Raw genomic sequence first — 20,653 nt, 5'->3', positions numbered from 1 at the left:
CTTATGTATCTGGCAAGCCTGCACGAATTCGGATAGTTTCCCTAGCTCCCCCCCTCAGCATTGGGTTGCCATAAAAAAAGAAGTGAAGCCATTCTTCACCTCTTTGCCTTCCTCCATATTCATCTAAACAGGCACAACCCGATAAACGTTGTTCTTCCCTACATTTTGTTTGATCCGAGTTGCCACCCGCGACAATTTCACCACATCCGTCTTCCCATTTGCATCTTTCGTTACGATTAACAGCAAGATTGTGCCGCGTAGTCTGGCGGTATGTTGGGGGAGTTCGGTGGAAACGAAATTACCCAAGGACGATGCGGATACCCGATTTCTAATTTGTCCGTCGATATCCTTTACCTTAGCCATTCTTATGGGATGCAGCACATGGGGATGCGCTCCGAGCACTACATTCACACCATTCTTAAATAACAATTGCATAAGCCGGATCTGGCTGCCATCGGGGTAAGGTCGAAATTCTTTCCCGAAATGAAGGCAAGCGATGATAAAATCCGATCTCCGCTTCAAATGACGCACATCCGCTATCATTTTCTTCCGGTTTAGCCGGTTCACCAGCCACGTCTGCGGCACTGATATCCCGTTCGTTCCTTTCGTATAAGCCAAAATGCCGACTTTGATTCCCTTCACGTTCACAATCAGCTTCCTTCGGGCTTCTTGAGCTGAACGATTCGTGCCCGTATGCCGCAGACGGTTGCGGTCGAGGACGTTTAATGTCCGCTTCAAACCGGACACTTTCCCGTCCATGCAGTGGTTATTGGCCGTGCCCAATACATGGAAACCCAAGCTCCGAAGCGTAGCGGCGAATTTGTCCGGGGAGTTGAACAATAGTTTCCCGCGTTCCCCTCGAAAACCGGCACCCGAAAAGGTCGTCTCCAGATTACCTATCGTCAAATGGGAATTTCGCAGATAGGGCTTCACTTTGGCAAAGATCGGGGCGAATCCGCCTTCGCGCTGGGCCGATGCGATCATTTTCTTCTTCATCAATAAATCCCCGACTGCCGCAATTGTGATTCTCATCGATCCGCCTCCTCCGGCAATTTGAATTAAAAAAATCCGCGGAAATAAACTGCCCCCCATATATTAGACTCATCTAAAAAGAGGGGTGCAGATCAAAACCGCGGATCGCACTTGCTCATCATCTCGTTTCTCTGTGCAGCGTTACCTTTTTATGCGTCGGGCAATATTTGCGAAGCTCCAGACGCTGCGGATTGTTTTTCTTGTTTTTGGTCGTCATGTAGTTGCGTGTCCCGCATTCCGTACATGCCATCGTAATCGTTACGCGCATGAATTCATCACCTTCCTTTATCCCTAATTTATGAATGAAGGCGCCTGGGTGACAATCCAAATCAACAAAGTAGCTGATACTTTACATCCGGAATCATGAAACTGCATTGCCTCGAACCTCTCGCTACTCTACTTTTTGAGCAAATAAGGCCAGTACGGTTCGTTAAATAATCAACCTTGGTGCGTTGCCTGCAAAAAAAAGGCCAACCAGTAAATTCCGGTTGACCTACTCCTATAAAAAAAGCCAAGCATATCAAGCTGCTTAGCTCTTTCCCACTATCTAACCTGTCGGACCATCCGCGAACAATGCGCGCAGCTCTTCCAGCCTCGCCAGCATATGTTTAAGCTCAATCGCCAGAAACTCTTCGTTTGCGGCTTCGAACGCCGCTTTCAGCTTCGCTAAACTCTCGGCAGCTTCAGGAAGCAGCCTAAACGCTTCTTCAGCATGTTTGTAAAATGGATGGACTTGGACCGCCTGCGGTTCTGTCATCGAAACTCACTCCTTGCACGTATGTAGGTAGTCTATACTCTACCATTGCGCAAGCCGCTTTGCAAAATCCTGCCAGTTCAGCTTCCTCTATACGTGCTGTAACCACCCGGCGCGACTAGCAGCGGGATATGATAGTTGGACCTCGCATCCTCGACGATGAACCGAACGGGCACTAGGCTTAGAAACCGCGTATCGCCAAAATAACCTCCAACATCAAATACAAGTTCATACTCGCCAATATGCAATTCGCCGCGGCTAAGCAAGGGCGTATCCACGCGACCATCCGCGTTTGTCTGTACTTCTTTGATCAGCTGCGGCGCTTTGCCAAGCGAGGAATGAACCCACAGCTGAATCTTCATCCCGGCAGCCGGCTTCCCTTGCGACGTGTCCAGAACATGTGTGGTCAATTGTCCCATCATGGCGATGCGACCGACTTTGCAGTATTATTGGCCATCGCCTTCTGAAAATCAGCGCTCTCCAAATCCGCCCTAGTCAGCGAGAACCCTTGGAACCCATATGGCGGCCTAGGCTCCGTATATACACCGGCTCCCGTGACCGGATCACGATCGACGATCGTTTCCCATGTGCGGTTGTTGGATTCGAAGCTAACCTCCTCCAGCTGCGGGAATCTGGTTAATAGCTGTAAGCCAATTTGACAGACCAAATATTGAATAGACGGAGATTGGATCGCGTGGAACACCTGCTGAGCCAGATCGCGAATTTGCTCCGCCGCCACATACGCGCCGCCACTTCCATCAAACGCATCCGCGACCTTCGAATACCGCCAATGAAGATTCAAGTAAATAAACAAGGGACGATCATAGCTTTCGGGTAATGTCGTATATTCATCTCGAATAAATCCGTAGAATGAGCTGCCGCTCACTTTAATAAGCTGTAAATCCGCAATTCCGCTGGACTGACCGACAACGACGACTCCATCATCGACAGAGCGCTTCATCGCTAAGCATGCATGGGCATGTTCGTTGTGAGATCTGCGAAACACCAATCCGCTCTCGTTAAATCCCCCATCCCCGCCAACCCGAATGGACTGGAACGGAATGCGATCGGCAGCAATCTCAAGATCCGTAATATGCGGGTATTGAGCGAGAAAAGCTTCCGCGACATAGGCCAGGAAGCCTTCGGTCGTACTCCCATCAAACGCCGCAGCATGCCTTAGAATAAAATTTTTCATCGAGTCGGTAGCTACGACATGCGTGTTGTCACCTTCGCTGAACGAGCCCAGCAGCACCTCGCTGCTGACCGAGAACGTCACATTATGCGCAAAAATAATATTGGATTCGCCACAATACGGTGATTCCGGAATCGGCGCTACGACAAGCGGAGCCGCATAGGTTCGATAGGTCAGCACATCGCCTTTGCCATAATAAAGCGTCCGTCCATCTCGAAGCTTCATCATGCATCATCCTTTCACCTCAAGACTTATTCTTCGATTAAATCTAGCAATCGCAGCTGCGTGATCCGCTGAACTTCGAGCAGCGCTTGTTTGCGCTCCTGCACGGCAGAATGCTGCAATCTTTCTTGCATGGCTGCCAGTAAATCGCCTTTTGTTTTGCCGCGTACCGCCATAATAAAGGGAAATCCGAATTGTGACGTATAAGCCTCATTGAGCTGAGCAAATCGCTTAAACTCGTCCGGGGACAGCTCATGCAGCCCTGCCCCTTGCTGCTCGGCAGAGGAGAAAGATGTCATCGTCATTCGGGTCGCCAAATCCGGATGCGCGCGCAGCAGCTCGGTTACTTGTTCTTCAGGAACCGAGCGCACTGCAGCCAGCATCGCTTCATGCAGCTCGTTGACGGAATGAAAGGGCTTTGCTTCCCAAGCCTTCTCCGCTACCCAAGGCGAGTGTTCGAACACACCTCCGATTTGACCGACGAACATCTCTTTACTGAGCGTATTCAGCTGCCATAGACTTATGCTCATGTCCAATACCCCGCATGTACGGCCGCCGTCTCCGCATCGATTTCCGGGAATGGCCCAATCACTTCTATCGGCTTACGTCCGCAGGCAAAGACGTCTCTGCAAGGCAAATTTAACGTTAAATTCCGTTCATCATCACCGGTCAGCTCGATGAGCCGTTTCTCCGACATGCCATAGACGACTTTGCCCACGTTCCCCCAATAGATCGCGCCTGCGCACATGGCACAAGGCTCAACGGAAGTGTAGAGTGTATACTGCCAGAGCTGCTGCTTCGAAAATGTTCGCGAGGCGTTCACCATGAGGGTCGTCTCCGCATGACCGGCACAGCTGCCCGTTGTTACCTCCACATTGCCCTGCTCCAGAACGATGGTACCGGCCGGATCGACCAAAATTGCGCCAAACGGCGTATTGCCTGAAGCTATTGCCTGCTTGGACACTTCAATGGTTTTGCGCAAATAATACAAATGCCGTTCCTTTTCGTTCATGGCTGATCCCTCCCTTGTTCAATGATCCGGTGTACCGCGCGAAAGATTCCCCCATAGCCCGTACACCGGCATAAATTGCCTGATAGCGCCTCCTCAACCTCTTCAAGCGTTGGGCATGGCTGCTCCTGCAGCAGCGCGGTTACCGAAACGATCATGCCAGGCGTGCAATACCCGCATTGGTAGCCGCCTTCGTCGAGAAAGGCCTGCTGAACCGGATGCAAGCCTTCTCCGGCGATGCCTTCAATGGTCGTAATTGCCTTCCCGTTACATTGATAAGCCATCGTCAGGCAGGCATTGACCGCTCTGCCATCCACCAACACCATGCAGGCGCCGCAGCGCCCGATTTCACAGGATATTTTCGTGCCGGAGAGCTCCAGATCTTCACGTATGATCGCCAACAATCGTTTACTCTCAGGGACATTCAACTGTACTTCTTCGCCATTTACGGAACAGTTTAGCGGAGAGGAAGACCATTGCTGAAGCTCAGACTCATTTTTCATAGGTCTTTCACCGCCTTCACCGTAAATGTAGGCCGTTCCAGCAGCTCGAGCGGATCGATTGGGAGCTTATTCAGACGCCTTCCGATTGCGTCGTGCACCGCTGCTAATATGGCAGGAGCAACGCCAACCGAACCGATTTCGCCGACTCCCCGCGGTCCGAATCCATCTCCTTCCGGCAGCTCTTCGATCGCCTCGACATGAATGACTCCGTTAGCATCCTTGATCGTCGGGATTAAATAGCTGTCGAGGTTAGCCGTCATATAGCGACCTTCCTGCATGAGCGCTTCCTCAGTCAGCGTATAGCCCAGCGCCATGATGCTGCCGCCTTCGATTTGCCCCAGATACCCTTGCGGATTTACGACCGGACCGGCCGCTACGGCATGATACTGTTCAAGGACGTGTACGCGTCCTGTCAGCGTATTGACTTCGACCTTCGCGACCACCGCAGCAAAGGTGTATAGATAATGGGCTCCCGTCCGCGGAAACGAAGTGGCAGGAAACGCGAATTTCGTCTCGGCACGGATTACTCGACCTGCACGCTCAGCCAGCGCTTTGTAGCTGAGCAATATTTTACCGTTACCGCTGCCGCCGGCTTCACCCTTGCTCCATATACCGCCTGCGCCAACACGCAGCTCCTCTTCAGGAAGGGCCAGTATTTCAGCTGCCGTGCCAAGCAGGCTGCTTACAAATGGTGGCCGCAGCTGCTGCAGCGACTTCCACATCATCGTTGTCGCTCTGGAAGCGGTCGTCGAACCGCTGTCCGGCACTGCATCGGTGTCGCCGATAATGAGGCGCAGATCTGACGGCGCGAAGCCGAACTGCTCAATCAGCATCAGCTCAAGGGAAGCTAATAGCCCTTGCCCGCATTCCTCGTAGCCGAACTGCGCTTCAATGACGCCATCTTCGGCCAGCACCAGCCTTCCGCCTGCAGGATCGGGTATGCCGGCTCCAAGACCGGCTCCATGCATAATGAAGGCTGCCCCTATGCCGGTATGAAGCCAAGGTTCAGACGGAGCAGACCGCTGCTTCTGTTGCTTTTCCAGCCACAATGGCGAAGCCTCGACCGCATCCCATACCTGCTTCGCACCGTCAGTCGGTGCTATTGGATGACCGAATGGCCCCGGATCAGCCTTCTTTCGCATATTGTGCAGCCGGAACGCCCAAGGGTCCATCCCGCACGCCTCCGCCAGGCGATCCATCTGACCTTCCAGCGCAAATATCGCCTGATTGCCGCCAAAGCCGCGAAACTCGCCGGACATTCCGTTGTTGGTATAGACAGAGACACTTTGTACATCGAGCGTTCCATATCGATAAGGCCCGATCACATGCTCGGTGGCAAAATGAAGCACTTCCGCCCCAAGCGTCGCATAAGGCCCGGTGTCCGCCGTTATTGATACTTGATGTGCCAGGATACTGCCATTCCCATCAATCCCCGTTTTCATCGTAATCGTCATCGGATGCCGTTTAAGCCCGGCCTTCACCGACTCTTGCCTGGAATTGTGAATCTTAACGGGACGATTCGTCTTGAGAGCGAGCAACGCGCCATACGGCTGAACGTTCAGTTCATCCTTGCCGCCGAAGGAACCGCCGATCGGACTGGATAAGATGCGAATGGCCGTCTCCGGCATCGCCGTAATGCGCGAGAGCTGCAACCGATCCATAAACCCATGCTGCGTCGGGGAGTGAACCGTCAGCCGTCCGTCCGCTTCCGGAACGAACAATCCTCCCTCGGTTTCCATGTACGTATGCATTTGTCGAGGCGAGAAGTAAGTCTCCTCCACGATATGGACGCAGCCTGCGAAGCCTTCCCCGATATCACCGCGAGCAAATTCAGTTTGATGCAAAATATTCCCCTTTGCATGAAGCTTCACCGCATCCGCAGCCATTGCCTTCGAAGGACTGTCCATAATCTGCAGTTCTTCATAATCGACCTCAATCAGCGACAACGCCCGTTCTGCCAGCTGAGCCGTCTCGGCAGCAACACAAGCAACCGCGTCGCCAACGTAACGAACTCGATCCCAGCACAGCACGGGTTGATCCTGAACCGCAATGCCATAACCATTCAAACCGGGGATATCCGCATGAGTCAGTACCGCATGAACACCCGGCAGCTGTTTCGCTTTATCGGTACGGATGGCTACAATACGCGCATGAGGATAGGGGCTGCGCAGCACGCGCCCGATCAGCATGCCCGGTACTGTCCGATCCGTGAGATAAGCAAGCTTGCCCGTCACTTTATCAGGACCGTCCGGCCTGATTCGCCACCGCTCCTTGCTGGAGCTTCGGTTAAGCAGCATGTTCATCGCCCTCCCGTATCGCTAGCTAGCTAGCTATGTGTTGTGTTGCATTATTCGCCCGAAGTAGTCATCGCGCTGTTCTGCCATTGCTGCCACAACAATGCCGAAATCAGCCCGGCAGCCGTTCGTTTGCGATACGTCGCCGAAACAAATGCATCTCCCTTCGGCCGCGCCTCCAGCAAAACCTGCTCATACAGCTTCTCCATCAGCTCGGAGCTCATGACGGAATTTTGCAGCAGCTTCTCAGCGTCGTATAGCCGATGTGGAACCATCTGCCCCCCGCCTACAGCCATCCGGATGCGGACGATTTCACTGCTCGGTCTAGCGATGTCGCAAGAATAAGCGACAGTCACGACAGATGGCGTAAAAGCCTCGCGTCTGCCAATCTTCTGATAGACTTCCAATCTCCTCACATGCGGGTTCGCTTCCGGCAGCTGCAGCTTTAACTGCGTCAACAGCCGTCCCTGCGGCGCCGACGCCTCACCCAACCCCTCGAGCCACCGGACCAGCAGTTCACGCTGTATGCTTCGTCCATCATGCCAGAGCAGCTCAGCATCGCTTACGATCAGGGCAGGCAGGATATCGCCGGTTTGGCAAGCGATGTTTCCCCCGATGGTTGCAGCATTGCGAATAGAAGGCGCGGCGATCGTGGTCACGGCATCTACGATGCTCTTGTAATGCTCACCTAAGAACGGGTCGCGCCGAAGCGTCGTTAAGGTAGTTAGCGCGCCGATTGTCGTTTCCTTCGAGCTGAAGGCGATCCCTTTCATGCCTGGGATGCAGCTTAGATCGATGAGATGCCGCGGTTTAGGCGCACCGTTCTCCCATTGCGCGGAGAGCCAAGTGCCGCCGGATATAAACGCCGCTTCATCGCCGAAGCTCTGCTTCAATCGCCAGGCTTCCGCCGCGTCCAGCGGATGCCAGACCGAAGGATTGTCATGGAAGTTCTCCTTGTCATTGCCTGTAATGCTCATCGTTCGATCACCTCCTTACCCAAACGAACAAACGGATCAGAATCGTTGTTCCCGATAATAAGGCATGCCGAGCGCTTCAGGTGCGCCGGACGGTTTGTTGCGGTTACGCCAGCCTAAAGCCATGAGTACGAGAATGGTGACGAGGTACGGGATCATTTTCAGAAAATAAGAGGGGATTTCAACGCCAATGAGCTGCAGCCTGAAGCCGATTGTACTTAGCAAACCGAAGAAATACGCGCAGAATAACGCACGAATGGGGTTCCATCTGGCAAAAATAATGAGAGCAACGGCGATCCAGCCTCGTCCTGCCGTCATCCCCTCCGTCCAAGTTGGCGTATACACGAGCAGCAGATCGGCGCCGGCGATCCCGATCAGCATCGAACCCGCAATGACGCAGCCATAACGGAACGCATATACACGGATTCCCATCACATCCGCTGTCGCCGGACTGTCGCCCATCGCGCGTAAATGCAAGCCCCAAGAGGTGCGATAGATGAACACATGCATCGTGATCACAAGCAGGAAACTAAGCCAAGTAAACAAGTCCAAGCGGGCAAAAACATCACCGACCACCGGCACTTGCGCAAGCCAAGGCAATCGTATCATGGGGACGGCATGCGCGATGGGAGTGCCGCTGATGCTTTTCCCCAGATAAGCGCTCAGACCTGAGCCGAACAGCGTCAGCGCAAGTCCGGTCACAATTTGGTTCGTCCGCAGCGAAATCGTAAACGCCGCATGCAGCAAACCAAGAACAGCGCTTATCCCGATGACGGCGAGCAAGGTGAGTGTGAGATTTTCGGTATGCAAATAGGTCAACCCCGCCATCACAGCGCCGAGCAGCATCAATCCTTCCGCCCCAAGCTGAATGATGCCGGAGCGTTCAATGAGAATCCCTCCAAGCGCTGCGATCAATAGCGGCGTACCGGAAGAGATGGCGACCTGTATCAGCTGAATCATCGTTTCCATAAGCTCGACACTCCTCCGTTACACGTTTCGGCGCAGTCGTAAGCGGCCAATGAAGCCCCCGGCAATGAGGAAGAATAGAATTGCGCCTTGCAGCATATTCGAGATCGATGACGGCAAACCGATCGTTTGAACACTGTAGCCGCCGACGATCAGCCCGCCGAACAAGACGGAAGAGACAATCAAGCCGAGCGGGTTCAGCTTAGCAAGCCAAGCGACGATAATCGCCGTATACCCATAACCCGGTGAGATCCCGTACATCAACCGATGCGTAACGCCCGACACCTCGCTCATCCCGGCAATGCCCGCTAAGCCGCCGCTGATCAGCATGACAAGCAGGATATGCTTACTCAGCGGAATGCCCGCATGCCTTGCTGCTTCCGGGTTCGCTCCGATCAGTCGAAGCTCATACCCCCATTTCGTATAACGAATCGTAATGGCATATAGCGCAGCTGCGACGAGTCCAATAATGAGGCCGGCATGGAGTCGCGTACTTCCGAGCACGGGTAGTGATTGCGCAGCGGTGAACATGGGTGTACCAGGAAAGTTAAAGCCCTCCGGGTCACGCCAAGGTCCGAAGACCACGTAATCGAGCGCCAGCAGCGCGACGTAATTCAGCATTAGTGAGGTAATCAGTTCGTTAACTCGAAAATAAATGCGAGGTAAAGCCGTAAGCAACCCCCATATTCCACCTGCCAGGATGCCGAACAAGGCCATAAGCGGAATGGAGAAGTAAATCGGCAATGTCGGAAAATAAACCGTAACCGCGGTCGCTGCAATTGCCCCTGCGGCAAATTGCCCTTCCGCTCCAATATTCCAGAACGAAATTCGGTAGGCTATGGAAACGCCGATCCCGCATAAGAGGAGCGGTATGGCTTTAACGAGCGTTTCTGACAGGCCGTACGAGCTGCCGAACGCGCCGGTCACCATCTTCTTATATACGATGAGCGGGTTCATCCCATTCATGGCAATGAAGACGCCGCACACGATAAGCGCCAGAACAATGGAAACAACGACGACCCACCAAGGATTTCGAACGGAATCTCCAGGTTCCACTACTAGCCGGAGAGGGAACCGGCGCTTTGTTTCAACCTGCTGCGGCAGTGAATGACTGACAACGGGTTGGTCGTTCATATCACTTCCTCCCCTTCACCGCTCTCATCTCGGACCCCTGCCATGTAGAGACCGATTTGCTCTCGCGTAGCTTCCTCCCGCTTCATCTCCCCAACAATCGACCCTCGGCTTATGACCAGAATACGGTCAGATAGACGAAGCACCTCATCGAGATCCTCGGAGATGAGAAGGACACTTCCACCTGAATTGCGAAGCCGAAACAGCAGCTGGTGCACACTGTTTGCAGCTCCAACATCCAAGCCCTGCGTCGGATGCACCGCAATCATCAGTTTCGGGGACTGATGGATTTCACGCGCGAATACCAACTTCTGCTGATTGCCGCCGGAGAGCTGACCTACAGGCGTGCCGACATCAGGCGTTCTTACATCGAATTGCGCAATAAGCTGCTGTGACCAAGCCAAATTGCGTTTGATCCGAAGAAATCCTATTCTCGTCCGTTCACCGGAACGATAGGACTTCAGCAACAGATTATCCGTTGATCCCAAGCTTCCGGCCAATCCGCTGCGCATCCTGTTCTCGGGAATATGTGCAATCCCGGCCTCGATGAAGTCTCTAACTGAAGCAGAACGCATATCCTTGCCTGCAAAACGGATGGCTCCTCGGCTTATCGAGCGAAGTCCAGTCAGCACTTCCGCCAGTTCCTTCTGTCCATTGCCTGCCACACCGGCGATGCCGACGATTTCCCCTTCGTGTACATGAAGCGAGAGACCCTTGCACGCCGTCCGGCCATGATCAGCCATCACTTCAAGCTCTTGCGCGGAGAGCAGCAGCTCCCCGCGCAGATGCCCGTTTGCGGTATGCGGCATGTCGATGATCGCCTTTCCAACCATCAGCTTCGCTAAATCCCGTTCATTCGTATCGGTTGTTTCCATTGTTACGATCATCTTGCCTTTACGCATGACAGAGATTCGATCCGAGGCTTGCATCACTTCACCGAGCTTATGCGTGGTCATAATGACGGTTTTGCCTTCCTTCTTCATCGCCTCCAGCGTCTGAAAGAGAAGTTCCACCTCACCCGGTGTGAGCACGGAGGTCGGTTCGTCCAAGACGATGATATCCGCTCCCCGGTACAAGGTTTTCATAATTTCTACGCGCTGCTGCTCGCCAACGGAGAGCTGCCAGATCGGACGATCAACATGAATCGCAAGACCGAATCTCGCCGCAATGGCCTCGATTTCTTCCTGCTTTCTCTTCATCCAGCCGACACCTCGCCAGATGGAAGTTTGCTCGCCGAGTATAATATTCTCCGCGGCAGTAAGCGTAGGAACGAGTCTGAAGTTCTGAAAAACCATTCCGATGCCCTGCTTCATCGCATCCTTCGGCGAACGAATTCTCACCTGCTCGCCGCGGAGGTAGATGGCGCCGCCAGTCGGCTGGTACACACCTGAGAGCATACACATCAAGGTGCTTTTGCCTGCCCCGTTCTCACCGAGAAGCGCGTGAATTTCACCTGCTCTTGCTCGAAAGTCCACTTCGTCGTTAGCGATCACGCTTCCGAAGCGCTTCACAATGCCTCGCATTTCAACAGAGAAGCTTCCCTGCATGACGAAACGCCTCCCGACGATTGAATTACTTCGGAATCGTGCCGACGACCCCTTTGACGAACCAATCCATTTTGAGAACAGCATCCATGCTCATGGTTTCACCGGCTTTCACTTTCTCTGCTCCGCTTGCATCCGCAATCGGACCGGTAAACACTTGCAGCGAGCCGTCCAATACCTTCGCTTTCGCATCCTCCACTTGCTTCTTTACGTCTTCAGGAATCTTCGCCCCCAGCGGCGCAAGATCGACCATCCCGTCTGCCATCGAACCCATAAATTGTTCGTTCTTCCACGTTCCGTCCTGCACGGCTTTCACGATGCTGGTGTAATACGGTCCCCAATTCCAAACGGGGTTGGTCAAATACGCATCCGGCGCATATTGGCTCATATCCGAGTCGTTGCCGCCTGCGAACGCACCGCGTTCGGCCGCCGCTTGAACGGTAGCAGGCGAATCTTGATAAGCCATCAACACGTCCGCACCTTTATCCAGCAGACTGATGGCCGCCTGGCGCTCCGTATTCGGGTCAAACCAAGTGTTAGACCATACGACATCAACCTTAATTTCCGGATTCACGCTTTGAGCTCCTAATGCAAACGCGTTGATATTATAAATAACTTCCGGAATCGGAAAAGCGCCTACATATCCGAGATGATTCTTCTTCGTTACCTTTCCTGCCGCAATGCCGGCTAAGTAACTGGCTTCGAAATTTTTACCGAAATAAGTACCCATGTTGTCAGCTGTTTTGTAGCCAGCCGTATGTTCGAAGATGACCTTCGGGAATTTCTTCGCCACGTTCAAGGTGTAATCCATATAACCGAAGCTTGTTGTGAAAATAATATCGTGGTTCTGCGCCAGCTCTGTAATGATTCGCTCCGCATCCGCACTCTCCGGTACGTTTTCTACCGTGTCGGCTTTGATGCCCGTCTGTTCTTCCATATACTTACGCCCTTGATCATGCTGATACGTCCAGCCGCCATCGCCCGGCGGTCCGATGTAAACAAACGCGACACGAGGTGTTTTCGTTTCTGTTTCCGTGGCGGCCGTGTCTGTGTTTGTCGCCGTGCTTGCATTCGAATCTTCTGCCTTAGCCGTGTTAGTAGAGGTTGATGTCTTATCTTCGTCGTTCTTGCTGCTGCAGCCAGCCAGCACCATGACAAAAGCGAGAATGGCAGTCAAACCAAACGTCATTGCCCGGTTACGAAGTTTCATACCGTTCCTCCCCAAACCTTATCTATATTCATCCCAGGTTCTGCCTGGGACGTAATTCCACTATAAGTCCACGTCATGAATACGTCAACTTATATTACATTAACATCACTCGTATGTTACTTCGCATTCCATTGCATCCGCGACCATATCAGCCTCGCTTTCTCCAGCTGATCTTTGGTGTCAATATCGATGAACGCCCATTCCGCGGCATAGCGAACAACTTTCCCCCGATAATCAGGCGATTTCAGCAGCTTCCTCGCTCCGGCATCCCCTTCAAGTTCACTCAGCAGCGGGAACATGGACTTGTTGAAAATTACCGGCGGACCTGCAATGTCCCCGTATCCACTGGCCACATAATCGACAGTCGGATCCTCTTGAAACACCGATACCAAACGCCTAAGCAGCGTTGCGGATACAAACGGTTGATCTGCTAGCGCAATTAACACGGCATCCGGATTTTCCGGCAACAGCGCTTGAATGCCGCTGCGAATGGAGTACGACATCCCGCCATGCGCTTCTTTACATGGTGTAATCCGATATTTAGGCAATACACCAAGCCGTTCTTTCCGATCATATAGCCAAAGAAGAGGATCATCCGGCCGCACAACTACAGTCAACGGGTGAAATCCGCAGCTGCGTAATTCCTGTAATCCACGACTACCCATCGTGATACCCGGGGCCAATTCAAGAGACAGCTTTGCCTCCCCCATCCGTTTGCTCGAACCTGCAGCGAGATAGATACTGCCAATTTTCATCCCAGTTTCGCCCCCTCAGTTTTGGTTTGCCCGGCAAGCAGCGCCGAAGCACGCACTGAAATCAACTGCGCCGCTACGCTGATTGCAATTTCCTGCGGCCCTTCTGCACGGATCGGCAGCCCCATAGGAGCAAACACATTTGCAGAATGCTCCAACCCTTCAAGTAAACGCGCCGCCCTTGATCTCGAGCCTAACAGTCCAATATATCGCAGCCCTAAAGGAATCGCCTGACTAAGCATTTCGCGATCTTGCCGCAATTGATGGCTGCACAGGATCAGATAGTCCTCGCTTCCGAGATTAAGCTTATCCATTAACTCGCTAGGAGTCCCGATGACAACCGTTACGTTAGCGCAATAGCTGGCGTTACGCCCCCGTTCTCGCCAATCAGCAATTACGATGCGAAACCCAATATCTATAGCTACCTTTGCTATAGCAGCAGCATCTTGGCCATCCCCGAAAAGAATTAACCTCGGCTTCGGCGACCAAACACAGACAAGACTGCCTCCTCGCTGCCAAGTATCTAATTCGATAGAAGCGATCACAACATTACTGCCAATACACGCGCCACCTTCATCAACGAGCGTATACTCGATTCGTGCGCCATCCCACCGTCTGCTGAGTGCAATCGTTTGCCCGATTTGCATGCGCCAATCCGCTTCTTGGAGCAATCGCCGCAATCCATCTCGCACAGCCTCCATAAGTACGGTTATCTCACCACCGCAGCCGACTGCTTCGCCCCAAATCACGTCCGCCTCGGACATGAGGTTGTAGCTCACTAAGACAGGATTTCCGCTCCTCAGCACTTCTTCCACTCTCGCATCCAGATCCTCTTCCAAGCAGCCGGGACTTAAACTCCCAACCCTCCTGCCGTTAGCAAAAAACAGCATAGCCGCCCCTTCTTTGCGATAGGAGTGACCGCTTACACGAATAATCGTGGCCAGAACAGCCGCTTCTTCGCTTCGTTTATCTGCCAGTTCGACCAATATCGGAGCCATATCCACCGCCGCCACCTCCTAGATCTCACATACAGGTATCATAAAGGAAAACATCAACTAGCCATATATGTCATGTTATATAACATAATAGGATGCTCTATGAAAATATTCAAGAGAATAATGTAATGTTAATTTACATATTGTATGCAAAAAAAACCTCCTCGCTGCACGTCCCAGACGTTGCAGTGAGAAGGTTTTATTGAACTTAATCCGCGAATCTTATTGCATATAGGGGTTCGGTTGAGAGCCGGCTTGGTTCGACTGCGAGCCAAGCGAACTCTTCACTTGTGCCATGGCTTGCTGGATCTTCTGTTGAATGAGCTGAATTTGACGCTTCTGCGCATCCATTTGCATTTGCAGCTGATTCTCGGCAAGCTTCAGCTCGCGCTCAATGTTGTACAGCTCCTGAACAACCTGCTGAACCTGCTGTGATTTAGGGTCCAAGCCAGCATTGCGAAGCGCCTGCTGGGCCTGAAGCTGCTCTTGCTGCTGTCTTTGCTTGATCTGTTCTTGGAACTGCTCATAACTCAGCTGTTGACTGTTTATGTTCGATTGACCTTGCATCTCCATAGTGAGCCTCCTGTGCGGTATCCTTATTCCGCATTAGATTGCCCCTTCAAGAGGATGATTATGTCATTTCGTACCAATCAGCGCTTTAGCCCTCCATCACGGCGGACAAGCTCCTCCAGCAATTCATCCGAAATCGGTTGTTTTCCATAACGCACGCGCTGGTAAGCAGCAAGGAGCGGATTTGTTTCAACAGCGCCATTTATCCTGCTGAGCGACTGCACATCCGAACCAATTTCATTCGGCGTCAAATGCGGCTTAAACGAATACCCCTTCTTCACGAAACTGCCCACCCAGCGGCGATACAAGTACCTAACGCGCGCTTCATTATCCGCAAGATCCTTCCACTTGAGCTTCTGCTCTTTGGAACGGTTGCGCCATGAAGTGAACCGATTGCCGGTGCTGCGAATCCGTTCCACTTCATCGACATACCCGCTTGTCGTCCGGGCCGCATCCCTGCGGAACAGCTGGGCGAGTTTATTACGGAGTTGTTTCAACCACTCCGGCAGCTCCTTCAGCTTGCGAAGCACGAGCCAGAGTACAAATCCAAGCATGATAGCCGCGATGCCGTACAGGATGATCTCTACCCATAGCGGCAGTCCCTTCGACGCACCATCGATCGGCGGCATTTCGGGCATTTGCTGCGTCTCGGCCCCGGTTGGCGGCGCGGCTGATTTGTCCCCGCTTCCGCTTAATAGCCCCCCCAGAAGATCCTTGACTTCTCGGCCGAGAGCCCCAAACATCGCCTGCAGCTGGTAACTGAGCACAATGAGAACGGATACCGCTGCAGCAACGCCGACGAAGAGCCGATTATGTCTGCGCACGGTATAGTCTACGATCGGTTTCGCATCTCCGGAGAGCGTCTCTCGGCTAACCGTACTGCGATTCGTCTGATACAGCGTCAGGCCAAGCGTAAGCAAGCCTGCAATCAGATAAAAGGTGTGATACGTGCTGAAGCCATCCTTAAATTGATACACGACTGATCCGGCAAAATAAAACGATGTCCCCATCACATAGGTTCGCGGCAGGTGACGCAATAACGGGTGTGTCACCGGGTAACTCGAACCCCGAAACAGGGCAGCCGTCAAATAAAGGAACGGAACAATTGCATCTACCGTCAAACCAAACAATAGAAAGCAGCTTGCGGCCGATAGAATCACAGCCAGGACGCCTCTGCCAAACGAATGCGCAAACTTCACCAGCAAGTTAAGCCCGCATCCGGCCATATAGCCTGCAAGCAGCAGAAGCATCATCTCAGGCAACGGCAATTCAAATTTCGGTTTCCATACATAAATAGCAAGATAGATCGGCATAAGCAGCAACAATTCGATCAAACCCGATACGATTAGCGAGAAAATAGGCTGAAGCACGTTTCCTTTTGCATGCTGGGCACTCATCCGGCAGCGACCTCCACTCCCGCAATCGGCAGCCAATCTACCGAATGGCCGTCACTGCGAAGCTTTGCCATTTCCCGCTCGATGGGATCACTCATGAAGGCCGAGATGATGACGACATCGCAGCGTTCCTCCCACTGGGAGCTGAGCTGCTCCACCATCGCATCGAAAGGCTGCGTACGCACAATAACAAGCTTCGCGAGCTGACCGTACAAATGCGTCAAATGCTCGCTTCCGCTTCCTCGTTCCACCTTCATGACCGTTTCCGGATGGTCCAGCTCATGGCCGTTGCTCGCGAAGGCCGTTTCAACGCCTTGCTCGGTCGCATATTGCAGAATCGCAGCCGCATAACGGATGCCTTCTTCTATGAGAGCCGGATTGTTGACTGCTTCCCACATCCCGGCATGATCCTCAACGTTCAGCAAGACGATAAGCCGGTAATCTGCCGTGTAGTCGCGACGGTGGACCTGCATCGAGCCTGTGCGCGCGGTGGCGCTCCAATTGATCATTTTGAAAGAATCGCCCGGACGGTACTCCCGAACGCCGCTAATGTAGAAGGGATCTTCCACGATCCATCTGCGCACCGCGATATCGCCCTGCCAGCTCCGTGAAGGAAGCTGAATTAGCGAACGATCAGCAGGCTGCGGGTACACGAGCAGCTCCACTTCAAGCGGTACGGACCGCCATGAGCTGAACATCCCGAACAGATCGCCAAACGTCAGCGAAGCGCTGGTGAGCCGGTAACAGCCCCTCGAAGCTGCCAGAACCGTGTGGCGGCGCTTCAATTGTTTATTGCCCATAAGGCTGAATAGGCTGCGATGATTTTGATAAAATTGTCCGTGGCTTACCGCGAAATTGGAATCGCTTTCGAATTTCAATCCGGTGTGCAGCAACGATTCGACACGAAGCCACGGCACAGGCACTAATTTACGGTTCACTAACCGCTCCACCATCTCAATGCGGTCGCCCTCAAAGCAGGTCGCCACATTGAACGTCCGCGAGTACGTCACGCCTTTCATCCCGAAGTAGCGGAAAATATACCGCTGCACCACGATGACGAAGAGCGCGCTTAGAATATACCAATGAATGCCCATGCTTCATCTCCCTCCACGGCCGGCTTCCTTAAGTCCGGCCGACAAGCGGCGAATCCGCTGGCACCGAGACAGATCCAAGAATGCTTCTGATGACCTGCTCCGCGGCTTCAGGACGCATCCGCTGTACGCTTCTCAGCGCGATACGGTGAGCGAGCACCGGCACCGCCATAGCCTTAACATCATCCGGCAGGACATAGTCCCTGCCCTTGATTGCCGCATGCGCCTGGCAGGCACGCAGCAGCGCCTGGCTGCTTCGCGGACTTGCGCCGAGCGCCGCATCCGGATGTACGCGGGTCGCTTCCACGATCGCAAGCATATAGCCCAGCAGGTCCTCGCTCACTTGAATGCTCGTGTACAGCTGTTTGGCGGCTTCTATTTCGTCCGCTCCGATAACCGGCTCCAACTGCTCCAGCGGGCTGTCCGCCATAAACCGCTTCATGATGGAAATGCCTTCCTCCGTAGTCGGATAGCCCATCTTGATTTTGAACAGGAAGCGGTCAAGCTGCGCCTCCGGCAGCGGGAACGTCCCCTGCTGCTCGATCGGATTCTGCGTCGCAATAACGAGAAACGGACGACCAAGCGCATGGGTCGTGCCATCGATACTTACTTGTCGCTCCTCCATACACTCCAATAAGCTGGACTGCGTCCGCGGAGTTGCGCGGTTGATCTCATCTGCCAGCACGATGTTCGCGAACAGCGGACCCGGCCGAAATTCAAATTCGCCGGCCTTCTGATTATAGAAGTGTATGCCCGTCAGGTCGGACGGGAGCAAATCCGGCGTAAATTGAATCCGTTTGAACGCGCCGTCAATCGACTTGGCAAGTGCTTTGGCGAGCAGCGTCTTCCCAGTCCCCGGTACATCCTCCAGCAGCACATGGCCGGACGTTAGAATAGCGATAATTAATTTGTCGACGATATCTTCTTTCCCTACGATGACTTTACTGACATTGGAACGAATTCGATCTGCCGTTTGACTGATTTTACTTAAACTCATCCTGCCTGCTCCTCTCGTTTTCCAGCGAATGGAAGTACATCCTCTCAAGTATACCCCCATTCTAGTAGAGAGGCTAGACCCGATTGAAGACCGTTAGCGAAGCTCCGAAAGTCCCCTCATATAAGGACGAAGTGCCGGCGGGATATAGATCGAACCATCCTCGCGCTGATGGTTCTCCAGAAGCGGTATCAGAATTCGCGGCGTGGCGACCATCGTATTATTAAGCGTGTAGGCATATTGCGGTTTGCCGTTCTCATCCATATAGCGAATATTCGAGCGTCTGGCTTGAAAATCAAGCAGCAGCGAAGCCGAATGCGTCTCTCCATAGCTGCCGCGGCTCGGCATCCAAGTCTCGATATCGTACTGCTTATAATTCTTCTGCGACATATCGCCGGCGCACACCGCAACCACTCTGTACGGCAGCTCGAGAAGCTGCAGCAGCTCTTCACTCGTCGCTGTCATTTGCTCCAGCAGCGATAACGCCAGCGGAAGATCGGCAGCACACAAGACGACCTGCTCCACTTTCGCAAACTGACGAACCCTATATAGCCCTTGCACGTCGCGACCCGCCGATCCAACCTCGCTGCGATAACATGGGCTAACAGCGCCAAGCCGTTTCGGAGTCGCGAGATCTAGAAGCTCCCCGCTATACAACGAGATAAGCGGCACCTCCGACGTCCCGATCAGCCACTTATCCTCCCCTTGAATGCCGAACGTCTGGTCGCGATTGGCCGGAAAATACCCCGACGAAACAAGCGTTTCCTCTTTCACCATAGCGGGCACATCCATCAGGTCGAAGCCTTTATCCATCAGCATGTCGAGCGCGAGCTGCTGAACGGCTCGGTGCAGCTGAAGTCCGTAATTGGCCAGCACATATTGCCGCGTCCCGCCAATCTTAACCCCGCGCGCAAAATCCACCATTCCCAGCCGCTGTCCGATTTCCACATGGCTTTGTGGCAGGAAAGTCGCAAAGTCGGGAATGTCCCCGACTCTGCGAAGCTCAACATTGTCCTCGTCGCTGGCTCCAAGCGGAGTATCCGCCGAAGTCAAATTAGGGACGCGCAGCATCAGATCCTCGTAGCGGAACATAGTCTGCCGATACTGCGCCTCCGTTTGCTTAAGCTGCTGCAGCAGCTCCGTCGTTTCCCGTTTCAACGGCGCCGCTTCTTCCTTACGGCCTTCGAGCATCAACTGCTCAATCGCCTTCGAGCGTCTGTTTCTCTCCGCACGAAGCGTTTCCGTTATTTGAAGCAGCTCTCGCCTGCGGTCATCGACCACTAGGAGCTCTTCGATCGATATCCATATCTTTTTCCAATCTGCGGCTTGTTGATATTCCTTCGCTTGCTGTCTGATCGTCGTGATGTTTAATATGGTTAGCACTCCCTTTGTTTTGTTTAGTCGATGGAGACAAACAAAAATACGCGTTCCTTTTGTCCCATAACAATGGGACGAAGAACGCGCTCGCGGTGCCACCCAAATTAGCCAATCGCATGATCGACTCTCTCAGATCCGCCGATAACGGTGCGGTACCGGAATGCTTGGAGAGCCTGGAACGGCAACCGAATTGCCGTCAAACTCTGTACGCAACGCCTCCGAGTTGGATGCTCATCATCGGCCTGTGTGCTTATTGCTCGTTAGTATAGCAGAGCGATACTCGCGATGCAAGGGGCAGTCATGAATGACGGCTTGAAAAATTACAGAACGGAAGAAATAAGCTCTTTGTCGAGCACTTCGCGCTCAAATGCTTCTACATACTTGGTCATGCAGTTGCAATAGTAATCTCTTCTGCAGATTGGGCAAGGAACCGTAAGAAGACGGTTAACACCAATCAATTTCCAATCCGGCTTCTTCGTGAAGATCAGTCGGCATTGGGTGTTATCGGACATTGTAACGACAAAATGATATAGTCCATCTGCTACATTAATGTCTGCAGCTGCAAAATCTTTAATTTTCATATTGAATTTCATAATCAATCTCCTGTTTTGTAGATTTGAAAATTCCTTGTAAGCTTATTAAATTTGCG

At 53.0% G+C, this 20,653-nt stretch carries 22 protein-coding genes; all 22 read right to left on the bottom strand.

Annotation, left to right across the window (positions count from 1 at the left end; genetic code table 11):
* Positions 1 to 123: 123 nt before the first annotated feature.
* Positions 124 to 1,032, bottom strand: a complete 909-nt coding sequence (locus AC6ESO_RS03400; protein ID WP_497090140.1) for a CapA family protein — start codon at positions 1,030 to 1,032, stop codon at positions 124 to 126.
* 118 nt (positions 1,033 to 1,150) lie between these two features.
* Positions 1,151 to 1,300 (bottom strand): 50S ribosomal protein L33, encoded by a 150-nt coding sequence (rpmG, locus tag AC6ESO_RS03395; protein ID WP_494817361.1) that lies wholly within the window; start codon positions 1,298 to 1,300, stop codon positions 1,151 to 1,153.
* Positions 1,301 to 1,579: 279 nt separating this feature from the next.
* Entirely contained in the window at positions 1,580 to 1,789 is a 210-nt protein-coding gene (locus AC6ESO_RS03390) for a hypothetical protein (protein WP_494817360.1), read from the bottom strand.
* A 77-nt stretch (positions 1,790 to 1,866) separates the two neighbouring features.
* A complete protein-coding gene (gene uraH, locus AC6ESO_RS03385; RefSeq protein ID WP_497090139.1) occupies positions 1,867 to 2,208 on the bottom strand; it encodes a hydroxyisourate hydrolase in 342 nt (113 codons plus the stop codon).
* Positions 2,205 to 3,206: a factor-independent urate hydroxylase gene (pucL, locus tag AC6ESO_RS03380; RefSeq protein WP_497090138.1), complete on the bottom strand. Its 1,002-nt coding sequence runs from the start codon at positions 3,204 to 3,206 to the stop codon at positions 2,205 to 2,207. Before pucL ends, uraH begins: the two co-directional genes overlap by 4 nt.
* 23 nt (positions 3,207 to 3,229) lie before the next feature.
* Positions 3,230 to 3,730, bottom strand: coding sequence for a 2-oxo-4-hydroxy-4-carboxy-5-ureidoimidazoline decarboxylase (gene uraD, locus AC6ESO_RS03375; RefSeq protein WP_497090137.1), 501 nt, complete (start codon positions 3,728 to 3,730; stop codon positions 3,230 to 3,232).
* Positions 3,727 to 4,212 (bottom strand): nucleoside deaminase, encoded by a 486-nt coding sequence (locus AC6ESO_RS03370; RefSeq protein WP_497090136.1) that lies wholly within the window; start codon positions 4,210 to 4,212, stop codon positions 3,727 to 3,729. Before AC6ESO_RS03370 ends, uraD begins: the two co-directional genes overlap by 4 nt.
* Positions 4,209 to 4,712: a (2Fe-2S)-binding protein gene (locus AC6ESO_RS03365; RefSeq protein WP_497090135.1), complete on the bottom strand. Its 504-nt coding sequence runs from the start codon at positions 4,710 to 4,712 to the stop codon at positions 4,209 to 4,211. The genes AC6ESO_RS03370 and AC6ESO_RS03365 overlap by 4 nt, the downstream gene beginning before the upstream one ends.
* Positions 4,709 to 7,009, bottom strand: a complete 2,301-nt coding sequence (gene pucD / locus AC6ESO_RS03360) for a xanthine dehydrogenase subunit D (RefSeq protein ID WP_497090134.1) — start codon at positions 7,007 to 7,009, stop codon at positions 4,709 to 4,711. Before pucD ends, AC6ESO_RS03365 begins: the two co-directional genes overlap by 4 nt.
* Before the next feature lie 50 nt (positions 7,010 to 7,059).
* Positions 7,060 to 7,983, bottom strand: coding sequence for an FAD binding domain-containing protein (locus AC6ESO_RS03355; protein WP_497090133.1), 924 nt, complete (start codon positions 7,981 to 7,983; stop codon positions 7,060 to 7,062).
* A gap of 36 nt (positions 7,984 to 8,019) precedes the next feature.
* The gene (locus AC6ESO_RS03350) at positions 8,020 to 8,949 is read right to left on the bottom strand and encodes an ABC transporter permease (RefSeq protein ID WP_497090132.1); all 930 of its coding nucleotides are present in this window, start codon (positions 8,947 to 8,949) and stop codon (positions 8,020 to 8,022) included.
* Between the two features lie 18 nt (positions 8,950 to 8,967).
* Complete coding sequence (locus tag AC6ESO_RS03345) at positions 8,968 to 10,080, bottom strand: ABC transporter permease (RefSeq protein WP_497090131.1); 1,113 nt, start codon at positions 10,078 to 10,080, stop codon at positions 8,968 to 8,970.
* Complete coding sequence (locus AC6ESO_RS03340) at positions 10,077 to 11,624, bottom strand: ABC transporter ATP-binding protein (protein ID WP_497090130.1); 1,548 nt, start codon at positions 11,622 to 11,624, stop codon at positions 10,077 to 10,079. The genes AC6ESO_RS03345 and AC6ESO_RS03340 overlap by 4 nt, the downstream gene beginning before the upstream one ends.
* Positions 11,625 to 11,649: 25 nt before the next feature.
* Positions 11,650 to 12,831 (bottom strand): BMP family ABC transporter substrate-binding protein, encoded by a 1,182-nt coding sequence (locus AC6ESO_RS03335; protein ID WP_497090129.1) that lies wholly within the window; start codon positions 12,829 to 12,831, stop codon positions 11,650 to 11,652.
* A gap of 116 nt (positions 12,832 to 12,947) precedes the next feature.
* A complete protein-coding gene (locus tag AC6ESO_RS03330; protein ID WP_497090128.1) occupies positions 12,948 to 13,586 on the bottom strand; it encodes a nucleotidyltransferase family protein in 639 nt (212 codons plus the stop codon).
* The gene (locus tag AC6ESO_RS03325) at positions 13,583 to 14,581 is read right to left on the bottom strand and encodes an XdhC family protein (protein WP_497090482.1); all 999 of its coding nucleotides are present in this window, start codon (positions 14,579 to 14,581) and stop codon (positions 13,583 to 13,585) included. Before AC6ESO_RS03325 ends, AC6ESO_RS03330 begins: the two co-directional genes overlap by 4 nt.
* Positions 14,582 to 14,800: 219 nt before the next feature.
* Positions 14,801 to 15,151 carry a hypothetical protein gene (locus AC6ESO_RS03320; RefSeq protein ID WP_497090127.1) on the bottom strand — a complete coding sequence of 117 codons (351 nt, stop codon included), beginning with the start codon at positions 15,149 to 15,151 and terminating at the stop codon, positions 14,801 to 14,803.
* A 77-nt stretch (positions 15,152 to 15,228) separates the two neighbouring features.
* On the bottom strand, positions 15,229 to 16,545 hold the full coding sequence (locus AC6ESO_RS03315) for a DUF4129 domain-containing protein (protein WP_497090126.1): 1,317 nt from the start codon (positions 16,543 to 16,545) through the stop codon (positions 15,229 to 15,231).
* A complete protein-coding gene (locus tag AC6ESO_RS03310) occupies positions 16,542 to 17,636 on the bottom strand; it encodes a DUF58 domain-containing protein (RefSeq protein ID WP_497090125.1) in 1,095 nt (364 codons plus the stop codon). The genes AC6ESO_RS03315 and AC6ESO_RS03310 overlap by 4 nt, the downstream gene beginning before the upstream one ends.
* A 28-nt stretch (positions 17,637 to 17,664) precedes the next feature.
* The gene (locus AC6ESO_RS03305; protein WP_497090124.1) at positions 17,665 to 18,630 is read right to left on the bottom strand and encodes an AAA family ATPase; all 966 of its coding nucleotides are present in this window, start codon (positions 18,628 to 18,630) and stop codon (positions 17,665 to 17,667) included.
* 93 nt (positions 18,631 to 18,723) lie between these two features.
* Positions 18,724 to 20,001, bottom strand: coding sequence for a serine--tRNA ligase (gene serS / locus AC6ESO_RS03300; protein ID WP_497090481.1), 1,278 nt, complete (start codon positions 19,999 to 20,001; stop codon positions 18,724 to 18,726).
* Positions 20,002 to 20,324: 323 nt separating this feature from the next.
* Positions 20,325 to 20,597 carry a hypothetical protein gene (locus AC6ESO_RS03295; RefSeq protein WP_210658353.1) on the bottom strand — a complete coding sequence of 91 codons (273 nt, stop codon included), beginning with the start codon at positions 20,595 to 20,597 and terminating at the stop codon, positions 20,325 to 20,327.
* Positions 20,598 to 20,653: the final 56 nt, after the last annotated feature.

The organism is Paenibacillus rhizoryzae, assembly GCF_059686995.1.
The sequence above is the reverse complement of the archived record's forward strand: the minus strand, read 5'-3'. Positions and strand labels throughout refer to the sequence as shown.

Excerpts from the sequence above, each read along its gene's own strand:
- AC6ESO_RS03400 (WP_497090140.1), bottom strand. The coding sequence starts at position 1,032 with ATGAGAATCACAATTGCGGCAGTCGGGGATTTATTGATGAAGAAGAAA.
- rpmG (WP_494817361.1), bottom strand. The coding sequence starts at position 1,300 with ATGCGCGTAACGATTACGATGGCATGTACGGAATGCGGGACACGCAAC.
- AC6ESO_RS03390 (WP_494817360.1), bottom strand. The coding sequence starts at position 1,789 with ATGACAGAACCGCAGGCGGTCCAAGTCCATCCATTTTACAAACATGCT.
- uraH (WP_497090139.1), bottom strand. The coding sequence starts at position 2,208 with ATGATGGGACAATTGACCACACATGTTCTGGACACGTCGCAAGGGAAG.
- pucL (WP_497090138.1), bottom strand. The coding sequence starts at position 3,206 with ATGATGAAGCTTCGAGATGGACGGACGCTTTATTATGGCAAAGGCGAT.
- uraD (WP_497090137.1), bottom strand. The coding sequence starts at position 3,730 with ATGAGCATAAGTCTATGGCAGCTGAATACGCTCAGTAAAGAGATGTTC.
- AC6ESO_RS03370 (WP_497090136.1), bottom strand. The coding sequence starts at position 4,212 with ATGAACGAAAAGGAACGGCATTTGTATTATTTGCGCAAAACCATTGAA.
- AC6ESO_RS03365 (WP_497090135.1), bottom strand. The coding sequence starts at position 4,712 with ATGAAAAATGAGTCTGAGCTTCAGCAATGGTCTTCCTCTCCGCTAAAC.
- pucD (WP_497090134.1), bottom strand. The coding sequence starts at position 7,009 with ATGCTGCTTAACCGAAGCTCCAGCAAGGAGCGGTGGCGAATCAGGCCG.
- AC6ESO_RS03355 (WP_497090133.1), bottom strand. The coding sequence starts at position 7,983 with ATGAGCATTACAGGCAATGACAAGGAGAACTTCCATGACAATCCTTCG.
- AC6ESO_RS03350 (WP_497090132.1), bottom strand. The coding sequence starts at position 8,949 with ATGGAAACGATGATTCAGCTGATACAGGTCGCCATCTCTTCCGGTACG.
- AC6ESO_RS03345 (WP_497090131.1), bottom strand. The coding sequence starts at position 10,080 with ATGAACGACCAACCCGTTGTCAGTCATTCACTGCCGCAGCAGGTTGAA.
- AC6ESO_RS03340 (WP_497090130.1), bottom strand. The coding sequence starts at position 11,624 with ATGCAGGGAAGCTTCTCTGTTGAAATGCGAGGCATTGTGAAGCGCTTC.
- AC6ESO_RS03335 (WP_497090129.1), bottom strand. The coding sequence starts at position 12,831 with ATGAAACTTCGTAACCGGGCAATGACGTTTGGTTTGACTGCCATTCTC.
- AC6ESO_RS03330 (WP_497090128.1), bottom strand. The coding sequence starts at position 13,586 with ATGAAAATTGGCAGTATCTATCTCGCTGCAGGTTCGAGCAAACGGATG.
- AC6ESO_RS03325 (WP_497090482.1), bottom strand. The coding sequence starts at position 14,581 with ATGGCTCCGATATTGGTCGAACTGGCAGATAAACGAAGCGAAGAAGCG.
- AC6ESO_RS03320 (WP_497090127.1), bottom strand. The coding sequence starts at position 15,151 with ATGGAGATGCAAGGTCAATCGAACATAAACAGTCAACAGCTGAGTTAT.
- AC6ESO_RS03315 (WP_497090126.1), bottom strand. The coding sequence starts at position 16,545 with ATGAGTGCCCAGCATGCAAAAGGAAACGTGCTTCAGCCTATTTTCTCG.
- AC6ESO_RS03310 (WP_497090125.1), bottom strand. The coding sequence starts at position 17,636 with ATGGGCATTCATTGGTATATTCTAAGCGCGCTCTTCGTCATCGTGGTG.
- AC6ESO_RS03305 (WP_497090124.1), bottom strand. The coding sequence starts at position 18,630 with ATGAGTTTAAGTAAAATCAGTCAAACGGCAGATCGAATTCGTTCCAAT.
- AC6ESO_RS03295 (WP_210658353.1), bottom strand. The coding sequence starts at position 20,597 with ATGAAATTCAATATGAAAATTAAAGATTTTGCAGCTGCAGACATTAAT.